9 protein-coding genes and 1 pseudogene are annotated in these 19,348 nt (G+C 43.6%); 1 reads left to right on the top strand and 9 read right to left on the bottom strand.

The annotated features are described in order from the left end of the window. Window positions 1-146: 146 nt before the first annotated feature. The 5 genes from GC098_RS30140 to GC098_RS30120 form a co-directional block, all read right to left on the bottom strand. The gene (locus GC098_RS30140; protein ID WP_171647164.1) at window positions 147-5,663 is read right to left on the bottom strand and encodes a polysaccharide lyase family 8 super-sandwich domain-containing protein; all 5,517 of its coding nucleotides are present in this window, start codon (window positions 5,661-5,663) and stop codon (window positions 147-149) included. A gap of 299 nt (window positions 5,664-5,962) precedes the next feature. After that, window positions 5,963-7,597 (bottom strand): type 2 periplasmic-binding domain-containing protein, encoded by a 1,635-nt coding sequence (locus GC098_RS30135; RefSeq protein ID WP_171647162.1) that lies wholly within the window; start codon window positions 7,595-7,597, stop codon window positions 5,963-5,965. A gap of 85 nt (window positions 7,598-7,682) precedes the next feature. Continuing rightward, the gene (locus tag GC098_RS30130; RefSeq protein WP_171647160.1) at window positions 7,683-8,570 is read right to left on the bottom strand and encodes a carbohydrate ABC transporter permease; all 888 of its coding nucleotides are present in this window, start codon (window positions 8,568-8,570) and stop codon (window positions 7,683-7,685) included. A gap of 22 nt (window positions 8,571-8,592) precedes the next feature. Then, entirely contained in the window at window positions 8,593-9,549 is a 957-nt protein-coding gene (locus GC098_RS30125) for an ABC transporter permease (protein WP_376773989.1), read from the bottom strand. 215 nt (window positions 9,550-9,764) lie between these two features. Beyond that, window positions 9,765-10,979 carry a glycoside hydrolase family 88 protein gene (locus GC098_RS30120; protein ID WP_246359052.1) on the bottom strand — a complete coding sequence of 405 codons (1,215 nt, stop codon included), beginning with the start codon at window positions 10,977-10,979 and terminating at the stop codon, window positions 9,765-9,767. A gap of 408 nt (window positions 10,980-11,387) precedes the next feature. Here GC098_RS30120 and GC098_RS30115 point away from each other — a divergent pair, with 408 nt between their 5' ends. Then, the gene (locus GC098_RS30115) at window positions 11,388-13,652 is read left to right on the top strand and encodes a helix-turn-helix domain-containing protein (protein WP_171647156.1); all 2,265 of its coding nucleotides are present in this window, start codon (window positions 11,388-11,390) and stop codon (window positions 13,650-13,652) included. Between the two features lie 408 nt (window positions 13,653-14,060). On the opposite strand, the pseudogene GC098_RS30110 reads toward GC098_RS30115, so the two are convergent. From GC098_RS30110 to GC098_RS30095, 4 genes and pseudogenes are all read right to left on the bottom strand, one after another. After that, window positions 14,061-14,336, bottom strand: a pseudogene (locus GC098_RS30110) (sigma-70 family RNA polymerase sigma factor); the annotation flags it as partial. 409 nt (window positions 14,337-14,745) lie between these two features. Further along, window positions 14,746-17,193, bottom strand: a complete 2,448-nt coding sequence (locus GC098_RS30105; protein ID WP_171647154.1) for a glycoside hydrolase family 2 protein — start codon at window positions 17,191-17,193, stop codon at window positions 14,746-14,748. Window positions 17,194-17,219: 26 nt separating this feature from the next. Next, a complete protein-coding gene (locus tag GC098_RS30100; RefSeq protein ID WP_171647152.1) occupies window positions 17,220-18,488 on the bottom strand; it encodes a Gfo/Idh/MocA family protein in 1,269 nt (422 codons plus the stop codon). A gap of 56 nt (window positions 18,489-18,544) precedes the next feature. Beyond that, window positions 18,545-19,348: glycoside hydrolase family 35 protein (locus GC098_RS30095; protein WP_512699030.1), on the bottom strand; the 804-nt coding region annotated here is incomplete at its 5' end.

Below are 19,348 nucleotides of genomic sequence, written 5' to 3'. Positions count from 1 at the left end.
TAGATGGATCGCATCACTTGCGCTGCGGTTGATCTCAATGTTAGTGTTGGATCTGAAATCCTAATGTTCATTTCGTTTGATGTTTCCAACGTCGTTCGAGCGAATTGCATCAGGTTAGGTTTAAATGAAATGGGAATATTTCTTCTTTAGTGTTGGGAAAGCAAATAATAGGCATCCCGAAGCAAGTAACTTGCAGCTTCCACAGTAATATGTTTGCCGCTTTGCGCCTGAACCTCGCTCACAAAATCCGCAAGTTTGTTAGCAGCCAATTTGCGTTGCAAGCTATTGGAAATACCTGCGCTGTCTATCCACTGTTTTGTGGTAAAAAGCGTTACTAACCCTTGAATGGATTGGATACTTGCCGTTATCTGGAACGCCACAGATGTGCTGCCCACGTTTCCTGCCAAATCACTTGACGTGACGGTATACGTATGCGAACCGAGCGGCAACGTGTACAGAGCAATTGTTGCACCTTGCTGTACCCCGTACGTATCCAGCGTAACTGTAGTCTTAGTGTTGTCAACACCAGAAAAATTATCGTTGAGCGTAATGTCTGGCGTAATAACTCCGACTTCACTTAACGGACCGTACACTAAGCCGGATACGGTAATTGTCGGCGCGGTCGAATCCAGATTAAAGCTTATTGTTTTCGACGCTTCGACATTCCCAGTATTATCTGTCGAACGGTAGCTGAGTATATATTTGCCGTCTTGATTAAATGCCACTGCCGACGTATAGCTTTGCCATGTGACCCCGCCGTCCAGACTATATTCTATTGTTGCTACCCCCGAAATATCTTCAGATGCACTTAAGCTGACTGTCACCGGTTGATGGATATACCATCCATTTTGTCCGTCCGGAGCGGCCGGATTAATTACAGCCGTCGTTACCGGCGGCGTTTCATCCGCAATCAACGAATATACCTGTACATTATCAATGTTCATAACCGAATTGGTTCCGCCATAGCCGGTGGTAAACTTAATCCCGTCGACACTACTTGCCGTATTCCAGAAAGCCGCTCCGGCTTTGACCAGAACACCATCGCAATAAATATCGAACTGATTAAGCTGGACATTCCCCTCAATTTTAATCGTATGCCATACATTCACAGGGATGCTGACCAAGTCGCTTGATACTCCGCCAGGTCCCGTTAGTTTCAACGTGCCATTACTTGTCAGCTTAATTACAGATTGTGTCCCGTTTAACAATTCAAACGATGGGTATTGTCCTGTAGCCGCTTCACGGAATGTCCATATCGCCCCGAATCTCTCTGTCTGGGCTGGAAATGCTTTGTACATGGATGCGAGATACTTCGTATCCAAATCAGCCAACAAAACGCTTTTATCTTGGGCCGATGGATCTTCCACAACCGAAACAGGCGCTGATCCAGCTTTATCTACGATGACCCAGTCCCCTGGATGTACACCTGTAGCGTAAGCGTTAAAGGTTTCGTTAATTAGCGGATTCGCTCCAGGAATATAGACGACTACATCATCTAAGTATACGACTGAAGATCCTAAGCCAGTTGATATGCGAAGCGAATCGATCTCTGATGCAGCATTCATAAACAAAGCGCCAGACTTTATAAGCACGTTATCCACATTTATATTAAACGTGCCAAGAACGGGATTAACGTTTAGCTTTATCTTGTACCAGTTATTCGGCTGCAAGGACATGACATCATGGGTTTGCCCGCTACTATCCTGCCAGCTTAATGTGTCTCCTGTAGTCAATTTCAGAGCCGGCGTCGATCCGTTCATAAGCTGGAATGTTGGGTTATCACCTGCATATCCAACAGCAAATTTCCATTCCAACTCAAAATTGCTAGCTTGCTTCTGGAACTTCCGATTAGCAGTTATTGATTCACTCGGATTAATATCGATCATTCGAATCGACTGTCCACTTTGCCCGCTGAGCGGTAGAACAGAAGCTGTCGTGTTCGAAGGAAGGCTGATCGTCCATCCCGAAGGCTGGTTCCCTTGAAGCTCGTTATCAAACTGATCATAGACATACGTAACAGGCGGTACCGCTGGCATTGCTTCTTTGGTATTCACCGGCACCGGCCATGGCTGCGTTGCTGCCGGACGCGGCTTCGCCGAATCGATATCAAAGGTAGCGTTAAACGTATGGCCAAGAGATCCATTAACATTGACCGTCAGCTTAATCGTCGGGTATAGCTGAGTAACGAACACCTCCGGATCGTTCATAACGATACTCGCTGCCGACTCGTTGAGTTCTAGTTCAATTACACCGGTGTTCTCCAAAGTCGGATCGGAAACTGCCACTTCAAGGGTGTTCCGTGCAGCGTTCTTCTTCAGCATCACGGAAGACGCTCTGCTGCTTGTTACCTCATCCACTGTTGTACTCGTATCGTTCCAGAAATTAATTCCAGTGATGTTCAGTCGGTTATTGCGAACCGCATGCGCATCCGTTGAGTTTTCCAAAATCGTAATATCCGGGTTTGCTGCATAGGCGCTTGTTTCGGCAACAGTCTTGCCCGGAAGCAGGACATAGCTGTATTGCGCGTTTGACGGATTTTGCCCGTGGTTAAACCACATCGTCATGAAGTTGTTTGTTCTTGTGTCAGTCGATACGCCTGTGTTGTGGCTATTGTTATACCAGTTCCCCGTTCGCTGCTCTCGAAGGAAATTGAGCTGTGACGCATCCGGGAAGTAATACCCGATATCCGAGCCGGTAACGTTCCCTGCCAAATGCGCCCAGTGTACGCTAGGATTCGTTTCGGTCCACCCGAGCGTAGTCGGTTTTACCGTTCCATCCACGGTTAACGTATTATCTCCGGATGCATTCAGTTTTCTTTGTTCCACCGTACTTTCGACAGTAAGATTGTTGTCGTCCGTAATGCCTGATCCAAGTGCAACAACTTCATTGTCGAACATGAACCACGATTTGTTAGCCTTCATATTCGACTTCACAGGACGAAGCATCATCCCCGATACTCCAAATGTCGAATCCAAAATAGTCCCGCCTGCCCAGGCGTTGATAGGACGCGATTCGCCGTCTCCATTCTGGTAATCTGTAAATGTCCTAACTCTGGAGTCAACCGTAGTTCCCGGAAGACGATACATATTCACGGTAGGCCAGAAATTATCGGTATATTGATTTAAATCCGAATTATATACATAGGTCATGCCATCCCCGGTATACCAACCTCTTCCGTTTTCTCCATTGGTTAGCTCATAAGTCTGTACTCTCTTGGAGCTCTTGCTGACGCCAAAGGCAAAGGCATCGGATCGATGGACACTTCGGGCCATCGCATTTAATTCATAATGCGCTGGTCCATCTCCGTCTGGAATAATCGCAGGATCGTTCATCCAATTTTTCAATGTTTGAACCAATTCGATATCGGATATGTTGGTGTAGAAATTATAAGAAGGATTGGATGAAACCCAATGCTTAACCATTTTTTTGTAAAGTGCAGCGTTATCTGCTGAAGCAAACTGAGACAAACGGATGATACCGTTTATAATTAACACCGAATCACTATAACCGGTTGCATTTTCCCTCGCGATCGCGCGTCCCCTAATCATATCCATCGTTTGGCCCTTGTATATGATAGGTGCAAACACATCAGTCACCCAACGATATATATTGCTCGCATTGGGGTCAGTGATCTGCCACGAACTGCCGCCGAGCATATACATTAAGTTGCCAATTCCTCTTATTAATACCCCGCCGTAGGTGCCGGTATAGGCAACTGAACCGTGCATGATCAATGATCCATCCGCATAGATTCCACTGCCATTTGTCACATATGTGAATAATGGACTCATCTTATCACGAACAAAGGATAAGCGTAAGGAATCTTTGTTCGCAATGCCAAAGAGCAATTCAGACGTTAGAACGTCCGATAGGTTGGAACCCGACGAATTTCCACCGAGATTTAACGTTGGCGATTTGAAGTCTCCAAAATAATGATCAAACGCATTCGTATAATTTTGAATCTCCTGTGGAGACAGCGCATCATAAAGGAGAATGATCAAATTTGTCAGTTTTAATGGTATACCAATGTCCCAATTGTATCCGTTTCCATATCTGGTGCCATTCTCATTGTAATAATTTGTATAGATCCAATCCATGCCGCTAATGATATCATCACGTAATGCAATGTTGTGGTAAAGCGTGGAACCTTTGGTGGAATAAGCGAGTGCCATAGTAAGTAGTCGTGATGTACTGCCTGAAATAAAGTCATTGCTTGTTGTGGACGGAGGCAAATCACTCCATAAGTAAGTACGACCTGAAACAGTAGACATGGAACTCCAGTAATTTTGACCATTAGTGCTAATGGTTGCGATTTTAATGGAAATGTCCGGGTCTGCCGCATTAAAGTCATTCCCTCCATCCAACGTCTTTTTCCATTTGGCTCTCAGAATGTCATATTCATCCCATGTGGACGGATCTTCATGATACACCGTGACTAAAGTGGATGCCGTTTTATTGCCGTCCTGTGTTGTCACTGTAATGTTTGCCGTACCCGGCATGATCGAACTCACTGTTCCATTGCTACCTACAGTTGCAACATTCGGATTATCGGATGTCCATGTTACTGCACGATTCGTTGCATCCAAAGGCGTAAAGGAAGGTTGGAGTGTGATCGTATCTTGCTCTGCCATTCTCACTGAATTAGGAAGCGACACCCCTTGTACAGGAGTAGAAGCTGGGTCGACCGTAACCGTTGTACTAACTGTTGCCCCTCCATCTACTCCCGTCGCTGTAATCGTCGATTGGCCTACACTTAACCCAGTGACAACTCCGTTGGCATCAACACTGGCCGCTAACGGATTACTTGAAGACCACTGCAAGTAATTTACCGAAGCATCTGCCGGCAGCACGGAAGCCGTAAGTGGCGCCGCATAGCCTTGAATAAGGTTTATGCTGGCTGGTAAACTGATGCTGCTTACAGGAACATAACTCGTGACATACACATCATCGAGATACATTTCTCCTATAGAACCACTAACCCCGGACTGAGAAAATTTAAAGAAGCAAATCGAATCCCAGTTTGATGGCAAAGCGCTGCCAGACTTAACCAATTGTTTATTGACATAAACATCCATCGTCTTATTCGGGCTATCTACGACCGCTAGGATGGAATACAAGGTATTCGCACTATAAGTACCTACTGCCTCATTGTTAACAAGCATGTTTCCGGAGGAATTAAAAGTAAGGACATTCACATAAGTGCTTCCAGTGTTTCTAATTTGGAAAACGTTTCGATTATGTGTTGTGTCTTTAAAGAGAACGTTCCCTTGAAGCACCACTTTTCCTGTAACGCCTGGAGCGGATAGCGTCCTTGCTGTATACAAGGTGTTGTTATTCGTCGTGGACACCAGCTTCAAGCTTAGGTCCGTTCTTCCGTTCATGGCTTCTCCTACCGCATAATCACCATTGGCTATGTTCGCTGAATATAGCCCCCAGTTACCTCCCGCTACGGCTACAGGCCCCGATGTTGAGGCAGTAGTTGGATAGTTATCAAAGTTCGCATTAACATAAGTTGTTGCTGCAGATACGATTGCAGGGAATACAAGGTTAACAGTAGAGATAATCATGGAGACCACCAGCAGCACAGTTAGAAATCTCAACCGGTGGAAGGGAAAATAGCTGCTGCCATTATGAGTATCACATCTGTTTTGCATCTTTTTCATAAAACACTCTCCCTTGTTGATAGAAATTTGTCAGCGCTTTCATAGAGCGGTAAGTTGGGCACAACAGTTGTGTTTGCCACATGTAAAATGTGAAGCATTTCCTTTATAAATATACAGATTTTAAAAGCATCTTTTAAAACTTCACTTTCACCTCCGGTGCGGCATTAGCTTTTGCCCTAGCTTTGGCAGTACCAGATCTATTTGCAAGCACTTGTAAGCTATGTTACGAAACGCTTCCAATAAAAACTTTTTATAAAAAAGGGAAGAGAATCAACTACCTCTCCCCCTTCTTCGGTTATTTATTTTTTCGTACCATTGAAACGATCGTAAGCTGATTGATACGCAGCCAGTAAATCCTTTAATCCCATATCGTTTAGTTTTTTGACATACCCATCCCAATCTTTATCTATGCTGCCGTCAATAATCCACTTGGCGTACATGCTGTTCGCATAGGTGTTAATATCATTACCCAAGGTTTGAATTTTCTGTGCTTCCTCTTTGCTAAAGAATACGTTCGGATACACATCTTTCGCAAAGTGCCCCTCAAACAATTTATCGTACTCGCCTTTTTCAGTAAATACCGGCGTTTTCGTCACCAATCGCTTCGAATTGGTTAGCGTCATAAAGTTGATTCTAGATGTGTTTGACGGATTATTAAGCTTTTCATCATTCGTGTTAGGCGCGAGCGCTCTTAATACTTTGATTGTACCATCACTCTGTTTTTCCAGATAATCTCCGAATCTTCCTGCATTGACCATCTGGATTTGGTTATCATCGGAAATCACATTATCTATCCATTGCATTAACAATTCAGGACGCTTCGTATTATTGGTGATCGCAAAAGACCCTCTAAAGAAAAGTCCCTTTGGATATTGTTCAAAGGTCTGCTCGCCTTTTGGTCCTTTCAAAGGCCCTACCGGGACGTAATCATTACGTTGTTCAGGCTTAGTAGCCCAAGCCGTACTTCTCCAGCCAATGAAGGTTCCTACCGTGCGCGGATCCGATTGGATTTTCGCGCCAGTCGTTTTACCATCTTGCGTGAATACCTCTTTATCGATTAGTCCCTGGGAATAGAGCTTGTTGAAGTAAGTGATGGCATCTTTATATTCCGGCTGAACAGGAACGTATGTCACTTTATCGCTTTTCAAACCAATATGCATCATATTGTCCTGACTATTATGGTCAGTGATGCCAAATGCGCCGAATAAGATTGACATAAAGCCAGCATCTTTGTTACTCGTGAACGGGATGACTTTATCTTTACCATTACCGCCCGGATCTTGCGTTTTAAACGCAAGCAGCATTTTTTCGAATTCATCTGTCGTGGTAGGCACTTTCATGCCCAATTTATCCAACCAAATCTTGTTTGCATACATGATGTTCCCTGTTTTTACACTCTGCCAATCGTCGATAAAGGAAGGAACCGCGTAGATGTGACCATCTGGCGCCGTGATCTGCTTCTTCAATTCAGGGTTTTCCTGCAATGCTTTCTTAAAATTCGGTGCATATTGATCGATGAGCTTTTCGAGTGGAATAAGCGCCCCTGTCCCGCCGTAATTCAACAATTCTGAATCTGTAAAAACGCCATGACCAATGAACGCTTCTGGGAGATCATTACTTGCGAACATCAAGCCCTTCTTCTCTTTCCATTGACTTTGAAACACATCTTGAAAATCAACATGAATATTGGATTGCTTTTCGATATCTTGCCATAAACGGATATCCTTGCTGGCAGGCATTCCATCTGTGACTACTGTCCCAATTTTAATGTTTTGCGGGGTCTTTAACGGAAAAGCTTCAGCCGCCGCTTTTGGCGAGTCGGTAGCAGCTGAACCGGATTTGTTAGCATCATCCTTGGCGCCGCAAGCTGTAAGCCCCATCGATACAACTACCATAGACAATGCAGCAATATTAACCACTTTTAACTTTTTCATCTTCTGCTCTCCCTTTTTTTACTGTTTTGTTAAGCATCTATGCTTAAGGAACAATACATGAAGTAGCGTTCCATTAAGTCCTTGACTAGCCTTTTACGGAACCAATCATGACGCCTTTCACAAAATATTTTTGCATAAACGGATAAATGACCAAGATCGGTAAGCTGGTTACAATAATAAGTGCATATTTGAGCAATTCCGCTTCATACTGTTGTCTGACCACATCTTCCGCCTGAAGCATATCTGTTTGAATGTTGCTCTGAATTAATATTCCTCGAAGCACCAACTGCAAAGAGAATAAATTCTTATTACTCAAATAAATCAATGAATTAAAGAAATCGTTCCAATGATCGACGGCATAGTACAAGGTAAGGACAGCAATAATCGAACTGGAAAGCGGCAAAATGATTCGGAAAAAGAACGTGAAATGATTACATCCATCCATTTGTGCGGATTCATACAATTCCTCAGGAATGGTTCCTTGAATATAGGTTCTAGCGATAATGACATTGAAAATATTGATGGCGCCAATGATAATCATCACCAACGGCGTGTTGTATAATCCCATTTTCTTCACAATGAGGAAGGTTGGAACGAGTCCACCTGTGAAAAACATCGGAATCATGATATAGGTCATTAATGCCCCTTTGCCCAAAAAGTTTTTACGGGAAAGCGTATAGGCAACACCCATCGTAACGAATACATTAAGTATAGTGCCAATAACTGTGTAAAAAATTGTATTGCGGTAACCGACCCATACATCGACATATTCAAATACTTTCTTGTAGCCATCCAACATGAAACCTTTCGGCCATAAGGTCATCGCACCGTTGTTTACAAGCGTAGGATTCGATACAGAAGCAATAACAATAAAGTACAAAGGATATAGTACAATGATGAAGACGATCGTCAAGATCGAATAATTGATAATGTCAAAAATACGATCGCCCTTCGAAATCTTTAAGCTTTTCAATGAATTTCACCTCCGTTTCGCTCTACCACAGACTCGTTTTCGATACACGCTTGGACATATAGTTCACAAGAATAAGGAGAATAATATTAATCGCCGAATTAAATAAATTGATAGCCGTGGAGTAGCTGTACTCGTTGTTGATTAAACCAATTTTGTAAATGTAAGTAGATATAATTTCCTGGGACGATTCAGTTAGCGGCGTTTGCATCAAATACAGCTTCTGGAAGCCTACATTCATAATTTGTCCCGCGTTCATTATAAAAATTATGATGGCAGTCGGCATTAGGCCCGGTAAATCAATGTGAAGGATTTGCTTCCACTTACTTGCTCCATCCACCTTGGCTGCCTCGTACAGCTCTGGACTTATGGCGGCTAGCGCAGCCAAATAAATAATACTCGCCCATCCCGTGTTTTGCCATACGCCTGACCAGACATAAATGCTTTTGAAGTATTCCGGTATGCCCATGAATAGAATAGGTTCCCCACCGAAAGCTTGAATGATATGGTTGACAAATCCTGCTCTCGGGGACAGAAACATAAACATCATTCCGACGAGAACAACGATCGATATAAAATGCGGTGCATAAGTAACCGTTTGCACAAAAGATTTAAAGCGTTTGTTTCTTGTCTGATTTAATAGGATCGCAAGGATAATCGGTATTGGAAAACCGCCGATTAATTGATACAAACTAATGGTAATCGTATTTCGAATTAGTGTCCAGAATTGATAAGAATGGAAAAATCGAACAAAATGATCGAACCCAACCCACGAGCTCCCAAAAATCCCTTTGACAGCATTAAAATCCTTGAAAGCAATTGTTACACCATACATCGGAATATAATTGAAAATTAACAAATACACAACTGCAGGCAACGCAAGCAAATATAATTGATAATCGCGAATCAACTGGACAAGCATGCTTCTCTTCGCTTGAGTTTTTGTTGCATTTAATTTTTGAGACTGTAGTTCAGCATTCACATTCGCATCCTCCAAACCCTATGACCCGTTTTATGCGGGTTGCTTGCTTATTACTTTACATAAAGCGCTTTCAACCGTAAATCTGCATTATTTTAATGAATCTTCATCATTTAAAATTCACTTGAAAATCTTATATCCAAGCCGTTTTTAAAGATGGTGCGTATTCATTTTTTATCTCGGAGTATCCAAGTTTTAACCCTTAAGGAATTCGAATCTTACCAGTATGGTTTCCAGTCCTTAAGTACCCTTACCAGCGCTTCCATATAGAAGTAATCCCCCCAGATGCAGCATTCATCTACCCCTCTACCGTATTTAAATGCGTATACGGCATGCTGGAGAATTCCGTTCGATTCGGGAAGATTGTTCGTCGCATAATGGACCGCCAGAGATTCAAGTATTGCTAAAGCTGCTCGTTCATAAAGCGGACGGTCTGCATCAAGCACTGGAAGGTGTTTGGCCAATTCCAGCAATCCACATACCGCAATTGCCGCAGCAGATGAATCTCGTTGCCCGTCATTCTCCAGAAAAATTAGATCCCAGTTGCAGACAAGGTCTTCCGGCAACCGATTAAGGAAATAGTTAGCAACCGACTTCGCCGACTCGATCAATTCTTGATCTCTGGTGTAGCTATAACTCATTGCAAGTCCATAAAGCGCCCAAGCCTGTCCTCTTGACCAGCACGCCTCATCTGTTCCATAGCCTTGACCTGTCCATCCCTTTACCGGTTCCCCGGTATCAACGTCGATATGAAAATGTTGATGAGTCGAACCATCCGGACGAACCATATACTTGGCGACATTCTTGATGTGTCGATGGGCTTTATCTGAATAAGTGCTGTCCCCAGTCAATTGGGTCGCCCATTGAAGAAGCGGTACATTCATGGAACAATCGATAATAAATACGCCACGTTCGTGGTGAGTCGTGTCATCCAGATGCCCACGCACCTGAATAATGCCAGCCTTTTCACGGAAACGCATCGCCAGCAGCTTGGCTGCATCAAGGGCCGTTTGCTTTGCCGTTTCGTTTCCGGTCAGCTCGTAGCTGGCTACACAGGAAGGGGAATATAAGAATCCGATATCATGATGATTCAGAATGGCGCGATCGTCGAATCGCTGCATGAAGCTTTCTACCTGGATGTCACCCGCGTGGCGATACTTCGGATCACCTGTAAGCTCATATGCCAGCCAAATCATCCCCGTCCAGAAGCCTGATGTCCAATCGGACGCATGAACAGCACTTGCATTCTCTACAGGCTCGTAAATAAGATTTACACTGCTTGCTGAAGGAAACTTATGGGTGAAGAGCTCCAAATTCCCGTCAATACGCTTAACTACAAAATCAATAGATGCTTTGAACTCGGCTGGAGAGAAGGTGCTTCTAAATCTTTCTTGGTCTTTGACTACTTCCCTTAATTTTGGATCTGCTGACATTGAGTTCATCCTTTCCGTTTTCGGAATATGGTTTTGATGATACGTAATGCGCTTTCAACTGTAAATCAGCAAAATTTTAGCGCACATTCAAAATTTAAATGTCCATGAAGTCGAACTTCCATGTTGCTATCATCATTGCGAGTCTTCATTTTTCAATCGGAATATAAAACTCAATAGAAACAACGCTTTCAAGCGGTTCGAACATTACCTAATCTACGTTTTTTATCTCTAATATCCATTTTTTTTAGTTATGAATTTTTCATTTTAAAAATGCTATAATTATAAGCAAGTAAAATAACAAACCTTTCGATTTTGAGGCTCATCTTGACGTAGGATTTTAATGTATCTACTCAACGTTGGATTTTCCAAAACAAAACTTTAAAACGCTTTCATAAGGAGAATGTAACTATGAGCATTCATGTAAGGGCATACAAATTATTCTATAAGTATCTTTTTTCTTATATTTTCATATTATTAGTTCCTTTGATCATTCTGGGTGCGTTTATTTATGTCTATTTTCTTGGGATTATTAAAGAAGATGTGATCTCGAATAATATGAACAAGCTGGACCATATTCGGTATGTCATTGATGATCACCTTAAACAAATCCGTGTGATCAGTGATCAGATTTATATTAAAAATATGACGCCTTTCTTTTTCGAAGATAATCCATTAATGAGTTTAAAGACCATCGATGATTTAAAAAACTATACCTTAACGAATAATTTTATATCTGATATCCTTATGTTTAATCACAATGACCAATATATCTACTCCTCTACCAGCTCCTATAAAATTCCTTTATTTTTTGAGAAAATCTACAATTACGAGCAATGGGACGAGAATTCATTTATCCATGACATGAACATCTATGAAACACCTGTTGTAAGGCCCATGGAGTCTATTCTACTAAGGGGTCAGCAGGACAAAGGACGTTTTACTACTTTAATTTATCCACTCTCCTCAGGCGGTGCTAAACCGAATCAAACGGTCTTGTTTCTTATCGCCGAGAAATCATTTCAGAATCTGTTGAAGGATAACATGAAGGATTATGGTGGCAATACTCTGATCATGGACAGCAACAACCATATTGTAACCGCTCTCAAGGATGATCCTATACTACAAAGCCCCAGCTTTCAGAATATATTGAATGCTTCAACAGATGAATTGAATCAAACCGTGACACTTGAACATGTTAAGTATATCTTCTCAATTGTTGTATCCACTGAGACGGGTTGGAAATACATCACATTAGTACCGGTTAACCGCATCATGGAAAAAGTAACGTCATTAAAGCTTATTTTTATGTATATTTTGGCGTTCATTATTCTCATCAGCTGCGGGGCTATTTACTATCTCATGCTTGTCAATTACAAACCGATTTTGCTTCTAAAGAAATTCACTGAGAAGATATGGAAAGATGATAATCCGGACAGAAACGAGCTCACATCCGTTCAAGGTGCACTTGAATTTCTAAATAACCGGAATACGGAGCTATACTCACGGCTTGAGGATTACGAGATCGCAGCCAAGGAATACATGTTATTTCAACTAATTAGAGGGAAGTTTAAATCACGGGAGGACTTGCAACAAAAGGCACATTCGTTGGGACTTACCCTAACGAAGTCCTGGATGAGAGTCATTACACTAAAATTGGGTCATATACGACATTCGTTTTCTGTCGATTCTATTCTTGAACTGATCGAGAATTCCTTACCAGATGAGCTGGAGGGCTATGCTAGAGATCATATGGATCAAGAAAATATTGTCTTGATCATCGCCAGCGATGAAATGGCCGATACAAGCTTGGAATGCATTTTAGCATCGATTCAATCCAGCCTGAAAGAAAAATTTGAACTTATTTCTACTGTCGGGGTTGGGCGAGCGTATCAAGATGTAAGCCAACTTCCTAAATCGTATATTGAATCCATGACAGCCATCGATTATCGTTTAGTGAAGGGTACGGGGCAAATCATCTTCTCCTATGAATTAGAGACAACTCAATCAAGATCTGCCTTCTCCTCTCAGTTTGCATCAGATAAATTGAAAATATATATAAAACAAGGCGACCTTGAACAGATCGACAACATTTTGCAAAAAGTTATTCATTTTCTCAAACAGGATAAACCATCTATGTTCGAAGCAAAACTGATTTGTTTCGAGATTATCAATGCGGTCGTACTGACAATTGAAGAGATGAACAAACAGCAACCCACAGCCCCGATGAATTCACCGGACGTGTTTCTATTATTCGAGTATGAAACCGTCGATGAGCTCGTGGAAACCGTGAAAAAGTTAAGCAATGAAATAAGTTCACGCCTTCAGACAATAAGTACAAATCACAAGGCCTCTCTAATTGAACAAATGAAAGACTATCTTAAAGCCCATTACTCCGATTGTGATTTTATGCTCCAGCAAATGGCAGAATATTTTAATATGTCACAAGCAAGCTTAAGTCAATACTTCAAGGAGCATACTGGCAGTAATGTATTGGATTTCGAAACCAATCTAAAGCTTGAGAAAGCCAAACAATTGCTCATCTCTAGTCATCTACCGATTAAAGATCTTTCTCTCGAAGTTGGTTATTATAATGTAAACAGCTTCATTCGGAGATTTAAACAAGTGATTGGGATTACTCCAGGAGAGTTCAGAAAGCAGTTTCAAACGGAGTAGTTAGTTCAGACATCCCTCGAAAAACTGAATCCTGTAATTCAAGATTCAGTTAGCAAATGGGGCTGTCCCATAAGTGAAATTAAGAGGTGCGGGACACTTGCGGAATTCAGGAAAAATGAATTATTAATTGAACAAAGGGGCTAAGCTGCTTGCGTGCTTAACTCCTTTGTTTTTTTCATCCAATACTTCCTGTACTATCTCTATAAAAAACGGATCTTTTCGAATTTTATCTTCTGAGTTAATGATAAAAGTCCTAAATACTTCCATTTAGTTTATTTTCCTTCATCAACCTCTTCTACAAAACATCGTCCCTAAACTCGAATAACTAAGCCTAATGGAGAAGCATATAAATATAATTGTAATTTCACTTTGTCTTTTGAGCCCATAAAGACTACGCAATTCTTTCCCTTACCGTTTCGCCTTATAAAACTCATGATAAAGCTTCATGAGCGCCCGCTTCTCAATACGCGACACATACGACCGCGAAATCCCCAGCTCCTTCGCAATCTCCCGCTGCGTCCACTCTTCTCCACCTAATTCGAGCCCAAACCGCCCAACCACAACTTCCTTCTCCCGATCGTCCAATATCTCCAGATTGCGATAAATTTTGCTCTTCTCTATCTTAAGCTGCACCTTATCCACGACATCGTCCGCTTCTGTGCCGAGAATTTCGATCAACGTAATCGTAATGGAAAGGGCCAGATCGAACAATTAACTAAGTTGAAGTGAAAGTTACACATTCTTGTGGTTGTTTAATCAACTTATGCCCTTGAAAATACGTGCAAGTAGGAAGATACATTCTCTAAATTCATATAGTTGCTGATCATACTCAAGAAGAGAATACCACACGTCATGCCCCATATCGTTCCTCTGTAGCCTAAAGATTTGCGCCGCAGTCCTTCAAAATTCATATAGCCTCTCGGAGAATGCCGAGAGGCTATGCTTATACGATATTAAGTGATAACCGAGGACAACGTTTTACGTGTTTTCGGTTAACCCTTGATTACCTCGATGCAAGGAATGTATCGATTTGTTTCTGAAGCTCTGCCGCTATCAACGAAATCTGTACTTTAGCAACAAAATTTTTTGCTCATTACACACTTGTCAGTTTGATCGCGGCCAGCTTTACCCCTTTGGCTAATGCTAACACGGTTATTTCGCCCGGCGTCTCTCCGGCTTGCAGCAGCACGGTAGCGATACCGGCCTCCGCCCGCACTGGATTTTCTCCAACGATGACCGCCGGACCATTGATGTCGAACAAAACCTTGTCGCAAGCGTAGGGTACCACAGTCCCGTTCGCGTCCTTGATTTCGGCATAGATAAACACGAAGTCGGCGCCATCGGCGGAAAGCTCCTTCCCGCTCATGTCGATACGGAGGGAAAGCGTATCAGGCTCAAGCGGTGTGCGCACGACATGTTCAGCTGCTTCTTTGCCGCCAATTCGCCCGATTGCCTTCAAGTCCCCAGGCGCGTACGCCACACCGGTAAATGTGAACGGGGCTTGCGCCAAATTGCGGCAATTTCCTCCGTCATGCAGAAAAACCTTCATGTCGCCTGCATCCGTCTTCCCCTGCACGCATGCGTCCTTCCATTTATGCTGCTCTTCATCCGTAAGCCAATAGTCCACCTCATAACCTGTCACACGTTCGCCGTATTCCGTGTCCGGACCTTGATCAGGCTTTCTCGCGCTGACCGATTTCCCGTTTACAAACAGCTCGACCTCATCGCAATTGGAAAATACGACTACCTTCGTCGGCGAGGTGCGTTCCGTCCAATAATTCGCAATATAGACCATCGGTCCGCTTTCCGCATGTTCATGAACGATTTCCGCTCTTCGTTGGCTCTGGTAAAAATAGTAAACCAATTTAGGCAGACGGAATGTGTCGAGAGCCCCGCATTCCGCCAGCTGGGGATAACAACCGCGGTTATGGTCGATGCCGACCCATGAGGCATCTCCGAGCGACCACCTGTTGCCACGGTTCCGATTCAGTGACCATTGATAGTTCCAGGCTTGCAGTAGCTGCTTCTGTTCTCCCGCTCCGCGCGTTACCCGGCTTGCACTCTCATGACCGCCGAACTCGTAATCCCCGTACTCTCTGTCGAATCCTCCTTTATCGGGTAAGACCTCCTCCAGCGGACGGGACAACGTTTCGTCGTTCCATAGCGTATAGGGCACATCGAAGCCAACATAGGCGGGATTTTCCCGTCCCATCGTGTCTCCCGAAGTAAACATTTGATCCCCCGGATATTCCTCATGGGCGATCAAATGGCATTCGTGAAAAAATTCATCTGTCGCCCCCATCCTGCCGGGATACGTTTCGTTCAGGCTGACCTCCCACATAATCACGCAAGGTCGGTTCCGGTCACGGCGGATCATATCCCGTATATTTTGCCGGACAATATTCTGGAACTCGCCTTCCTCGCAATACTGCCAGCCCGGTACCGGTTCGACGGCCATCAGCCCTAGTTCATCGCAAGCGTCAAGAAAAGCAGGCGCCTGGGGGTAATGGCCAAGCCTCACGAAATTGAAGCCCGCCTCCTTCAGCTTCTTCGCATCGCGATAATGCGCGTTGTCCGAGGCGGCGTTTCCGATATAGGGAAACTGCTGGTGGCGGTTCGTTCCCCGGATGACCAGACTATCGCCGTTTATGGCAAAGCCTCCTTCTTTACTGAACGAAATCGTACGTATTCCGATCCGGGTGCGAATCTCGTCTGCCGTATGGCCGTCTTCTACGATTTTCGTTTGCAGCGTGTACAAATAAGGGGTATCTGGATGCCAGAGCTGCGGCTTCCTAATCGTCAGCGTCTGAACGAACGTATGCGCTTCTCCAGCCATAACTGTTTCAATCAAGCTTTCGGTCGTCTCTACTTGCCGTCCTTGTTTATCTAGCAGCGTTGTCACGATTTTCGCTTTCTTGGCCGATTCATGCTCGTTAAGCACGTGAGTCTGAACATTGACCGTCGCCGATGCTTGCGAGACCTCGGCGTATTTGACAAAAATCCCGCCTTCCGCCGGTTCACCGGCGTAAACGGCATCCGTAACATGCAACTTCTCAGTTACATGAAGATGAACATTGCGGTAAAGTCCGCCGAAATAGGAAAAATCGAGGCTCTCCAGCGGCTTTCCTGGAGGTATGGAGCCGTTGTTCCGGTTGTCGAGCCGAACGGCAATGACATTGGCCCCACCGAAATCGACGTCATTGGAGATGTCGATCGTAAACGGCAAATAACCGCCTTTATGATTCAGTTTGAGTTTGCCGTTAATCCATACGTAAGCCTCGTGCATAGCCGCTTCGAACTCCACAAAGATCTTCTTCCCCTTGTCTGCTTCGTCCAAAGCAAAATGCTTGCGGTACCAACATATCCCTTGAAATTGCATGTCTATATGCAGCGATTCGATTCTTGGCGTATGGGGCAGACAGACCGTTTCCCAGCCTTCGTCCGCAAAACGCTTCTGTTCGGCTCCGCTTATGTCTTCACGAATGAACTTCCAGTTCCGGTTGAAATTCACCGTTCTTCTGCAGTGATTCGAATGTTTCATGGTTAATCTCCCTCCCATTTCTCATTTTATTTTTTTAATAATTCATAGAATTCATCCATGTGAACAACAGAATTCTCCAAACGGGACTTCTCAGCTGCAAAAGCCATAAGGTGGCTTTGGACAGACACATGGGCTGAAGTGAGTCCTGCCACATTTCCGTCTAGACTCACCAATCTTACGAAATCTTCCATAATGCCTTCATCTCCTCCACCATGCCCCTCTTGCGGAGACCCAAGGTGAATGAGCTCTTTTTCCCCTGTCAAAAAACTCGTAGTTTCAATTTCGTTCCGTTCCATATCCGCTCTGATTTGTCCGTTAGATCCCATCAGCTTCAACGATCTCCCGCCTTCAAATGTAAAAGCGCTCATCGTAAAAGCAACCGTTACCCCGTTATCAAATTCCATATTGACCACCTGATGGTCAACGACATCATTATCGCACTGGTACACACATCTGCCGTATGGGCCCTCCTTCAAAGCATGGAGCACGCCTTCATCGCTTGTATCGCTGCTAACGACTGTGCGGAAAACTTTGTTAATCCAATCATCCCGCTCAATGTAAATTTTAGGCGCATAATAGGGGCATTCATCTTGAATGGGACAACCGTCCAGACACATTTTGGGTGCACCCTTAGGAGCATTCTCTTTCTGAAAATGCGTTAAAGAGCCGAAAGAAGCTATTTTTGTACAATTCGCATCGGCTAACCATAATAAAATATCCATGTCGTGGCAGCTTTTAGCTAAGATCATTGGGCTGGATTCCTTGGATTTTCTCCAGTTGCCTCTTACAAAGCTATGAGCGTAATGGGCATATTCAACATTCTCCGTGTGCTGGATCGTAACTAATCTACCGATGCGGCCTTTTAGTAACAGCTTTTTAATTGTCTTGAAAAAGTCTGTAAATCTTAACACATGGCAGATCGAAAATACCCTTTGGTACGACTCTGCGATTTCCCCTAAAATGATACATTCTAATGGATCGGGTGACATCGGTTTCTCAAGCAGAACGTGATATCCTTTTCGCAGCGCACTGCATGCTGGTATAAAATGCATCTGGTCCTGGGTGCAAACAAGCATGGCATCAGCCAACTTGGGCATTGCTAATACCTGTTCCCAGCTTTCATAGCCATGTTCTGCAGGAATATTGTGGTCATGCATAAATTGTTTTCTTCGCACCGGATCAATTTCTGCAACAGCAACAAATTGAATTTGATCTGGATATTTCAACGCATACGATGCGTATGCGCCAGCGCCTCTCTGGCCAGCACCTACAAGGACTGCGGTAATTTTTCTCAAGATAATTCCCCCAATAATGTCATCTATCATTTATGTAAGAATATGTACGGAACAAACTATCCTAACTCAGCAAAATCTTGAAGAATAGCAATCGGATCGTTTGTGCCATGCAGTTCGAACACGATTAACTCATTTTCGCCTTCGCGAAGAAGCGGCCCTGGGATATATAACGTTTTCTGCGGACCAATGTCCCAATAACGTCCGAGATTATAGCCGTTGATGTAAGCCACACCCTTCGTCCAACCTTCCAACTTCAAGAACGTGTCTCCAACCTCGTCAACATGAAACTTGCCTTTATAAAAAGTAGGCGTAAATGAGACATTTTCTTGCATGTCCCCGAATGCGAGTTGCGACATATTGTTTAGAGGAAGCGAGTACATCTTCCAATCGTGCAAAAACCCTCGCTCAAAACGAACCCCTTCTGTAATCCCTTTTGGATCTTTCAAACTATAACCGTAATTAATCCGGCCCATATTTTCCACTAAAATACTTAATGTCGCGCCTTCGGGAGGTATTTCTACCAGAACATCATTCTCTTTTATTTCCACTGTCTGATCATGCGTGTTTCTTTCAACAACCCCTTGATAAATCCCATTCAGGAAAATGAGCGCCCTGTCACGCACTTGTTGGAGTACGAGTTTATTCTTTGCCCTTGGACCCGATATCTGTGTCGTATACAAAATAAATCCGTAATCCTGATCTAATTGTTCCATCGTTATTGGACATTTACTTGTCATCGGGGAGGACAACTGATCAAGGGAATCAAATAATCTCGTTTGTTCTGTAAGGCGGACAACGCCGTAATGTTTCTTTGGAATGGAAGAGGGAATTTCAACATCCGCCAAATCCACGTACTTGGA

Origin of the sequence: Paenibacillus phytorum (genome assembly GCF_013141715.1) — a bacterium.
GTDB classification, from domain to species: Bacteria; Bacillota; Bacilli; order Paenibacillales; family NBRC-103111; genus Paenibacillus_E; species Paenibacillus_E phytorum.
This window is presented reverse-complemented; position numbering and strand designations above follow the sequence as displayed.

What these genes read in the sequence shown, in the direction of transcription:
- GC098_RS30140 (WP_171647164.1), bottom strand. Translation starts at nt 5,663, where the DNA reads ATGAAAAAGATGCAAAACAGATGTGATACTCATAATGGCAGCAGCTAT.
- GC098_RS30135 (WP_171647162.1), bottom strand. Translation starts at nt 7,597, where the DNA reads ATGAAAAAGTTAAAAGTGGTTAATATTGCTGCATTGTCTATGGTAGTT.
- GC098_RS30120 (WP_246359052.1), bottom strand. Translation starts at nt 10,979, where the DNA reads ATGTCAGCAGATCCAAAATTAAGGGAAGTAGTCAAAGACCAAGAAAGA.
- GC098_RS30115 (WP_171647156.1), top strand. Translation starts at nt 11,388, where the DNA reads ATGAGCATTCATGTAAGGGCATACAAATTATTCTATAAGTATCTTTTT.
- GC098_RS30105 (WP_171647154.1), bottom strand. Translation starts at nt 17,193, where the DNA reads ATGAAACATTCGAATCACTGCAGAAGAACGGTGAATTTCAACCGGAAC.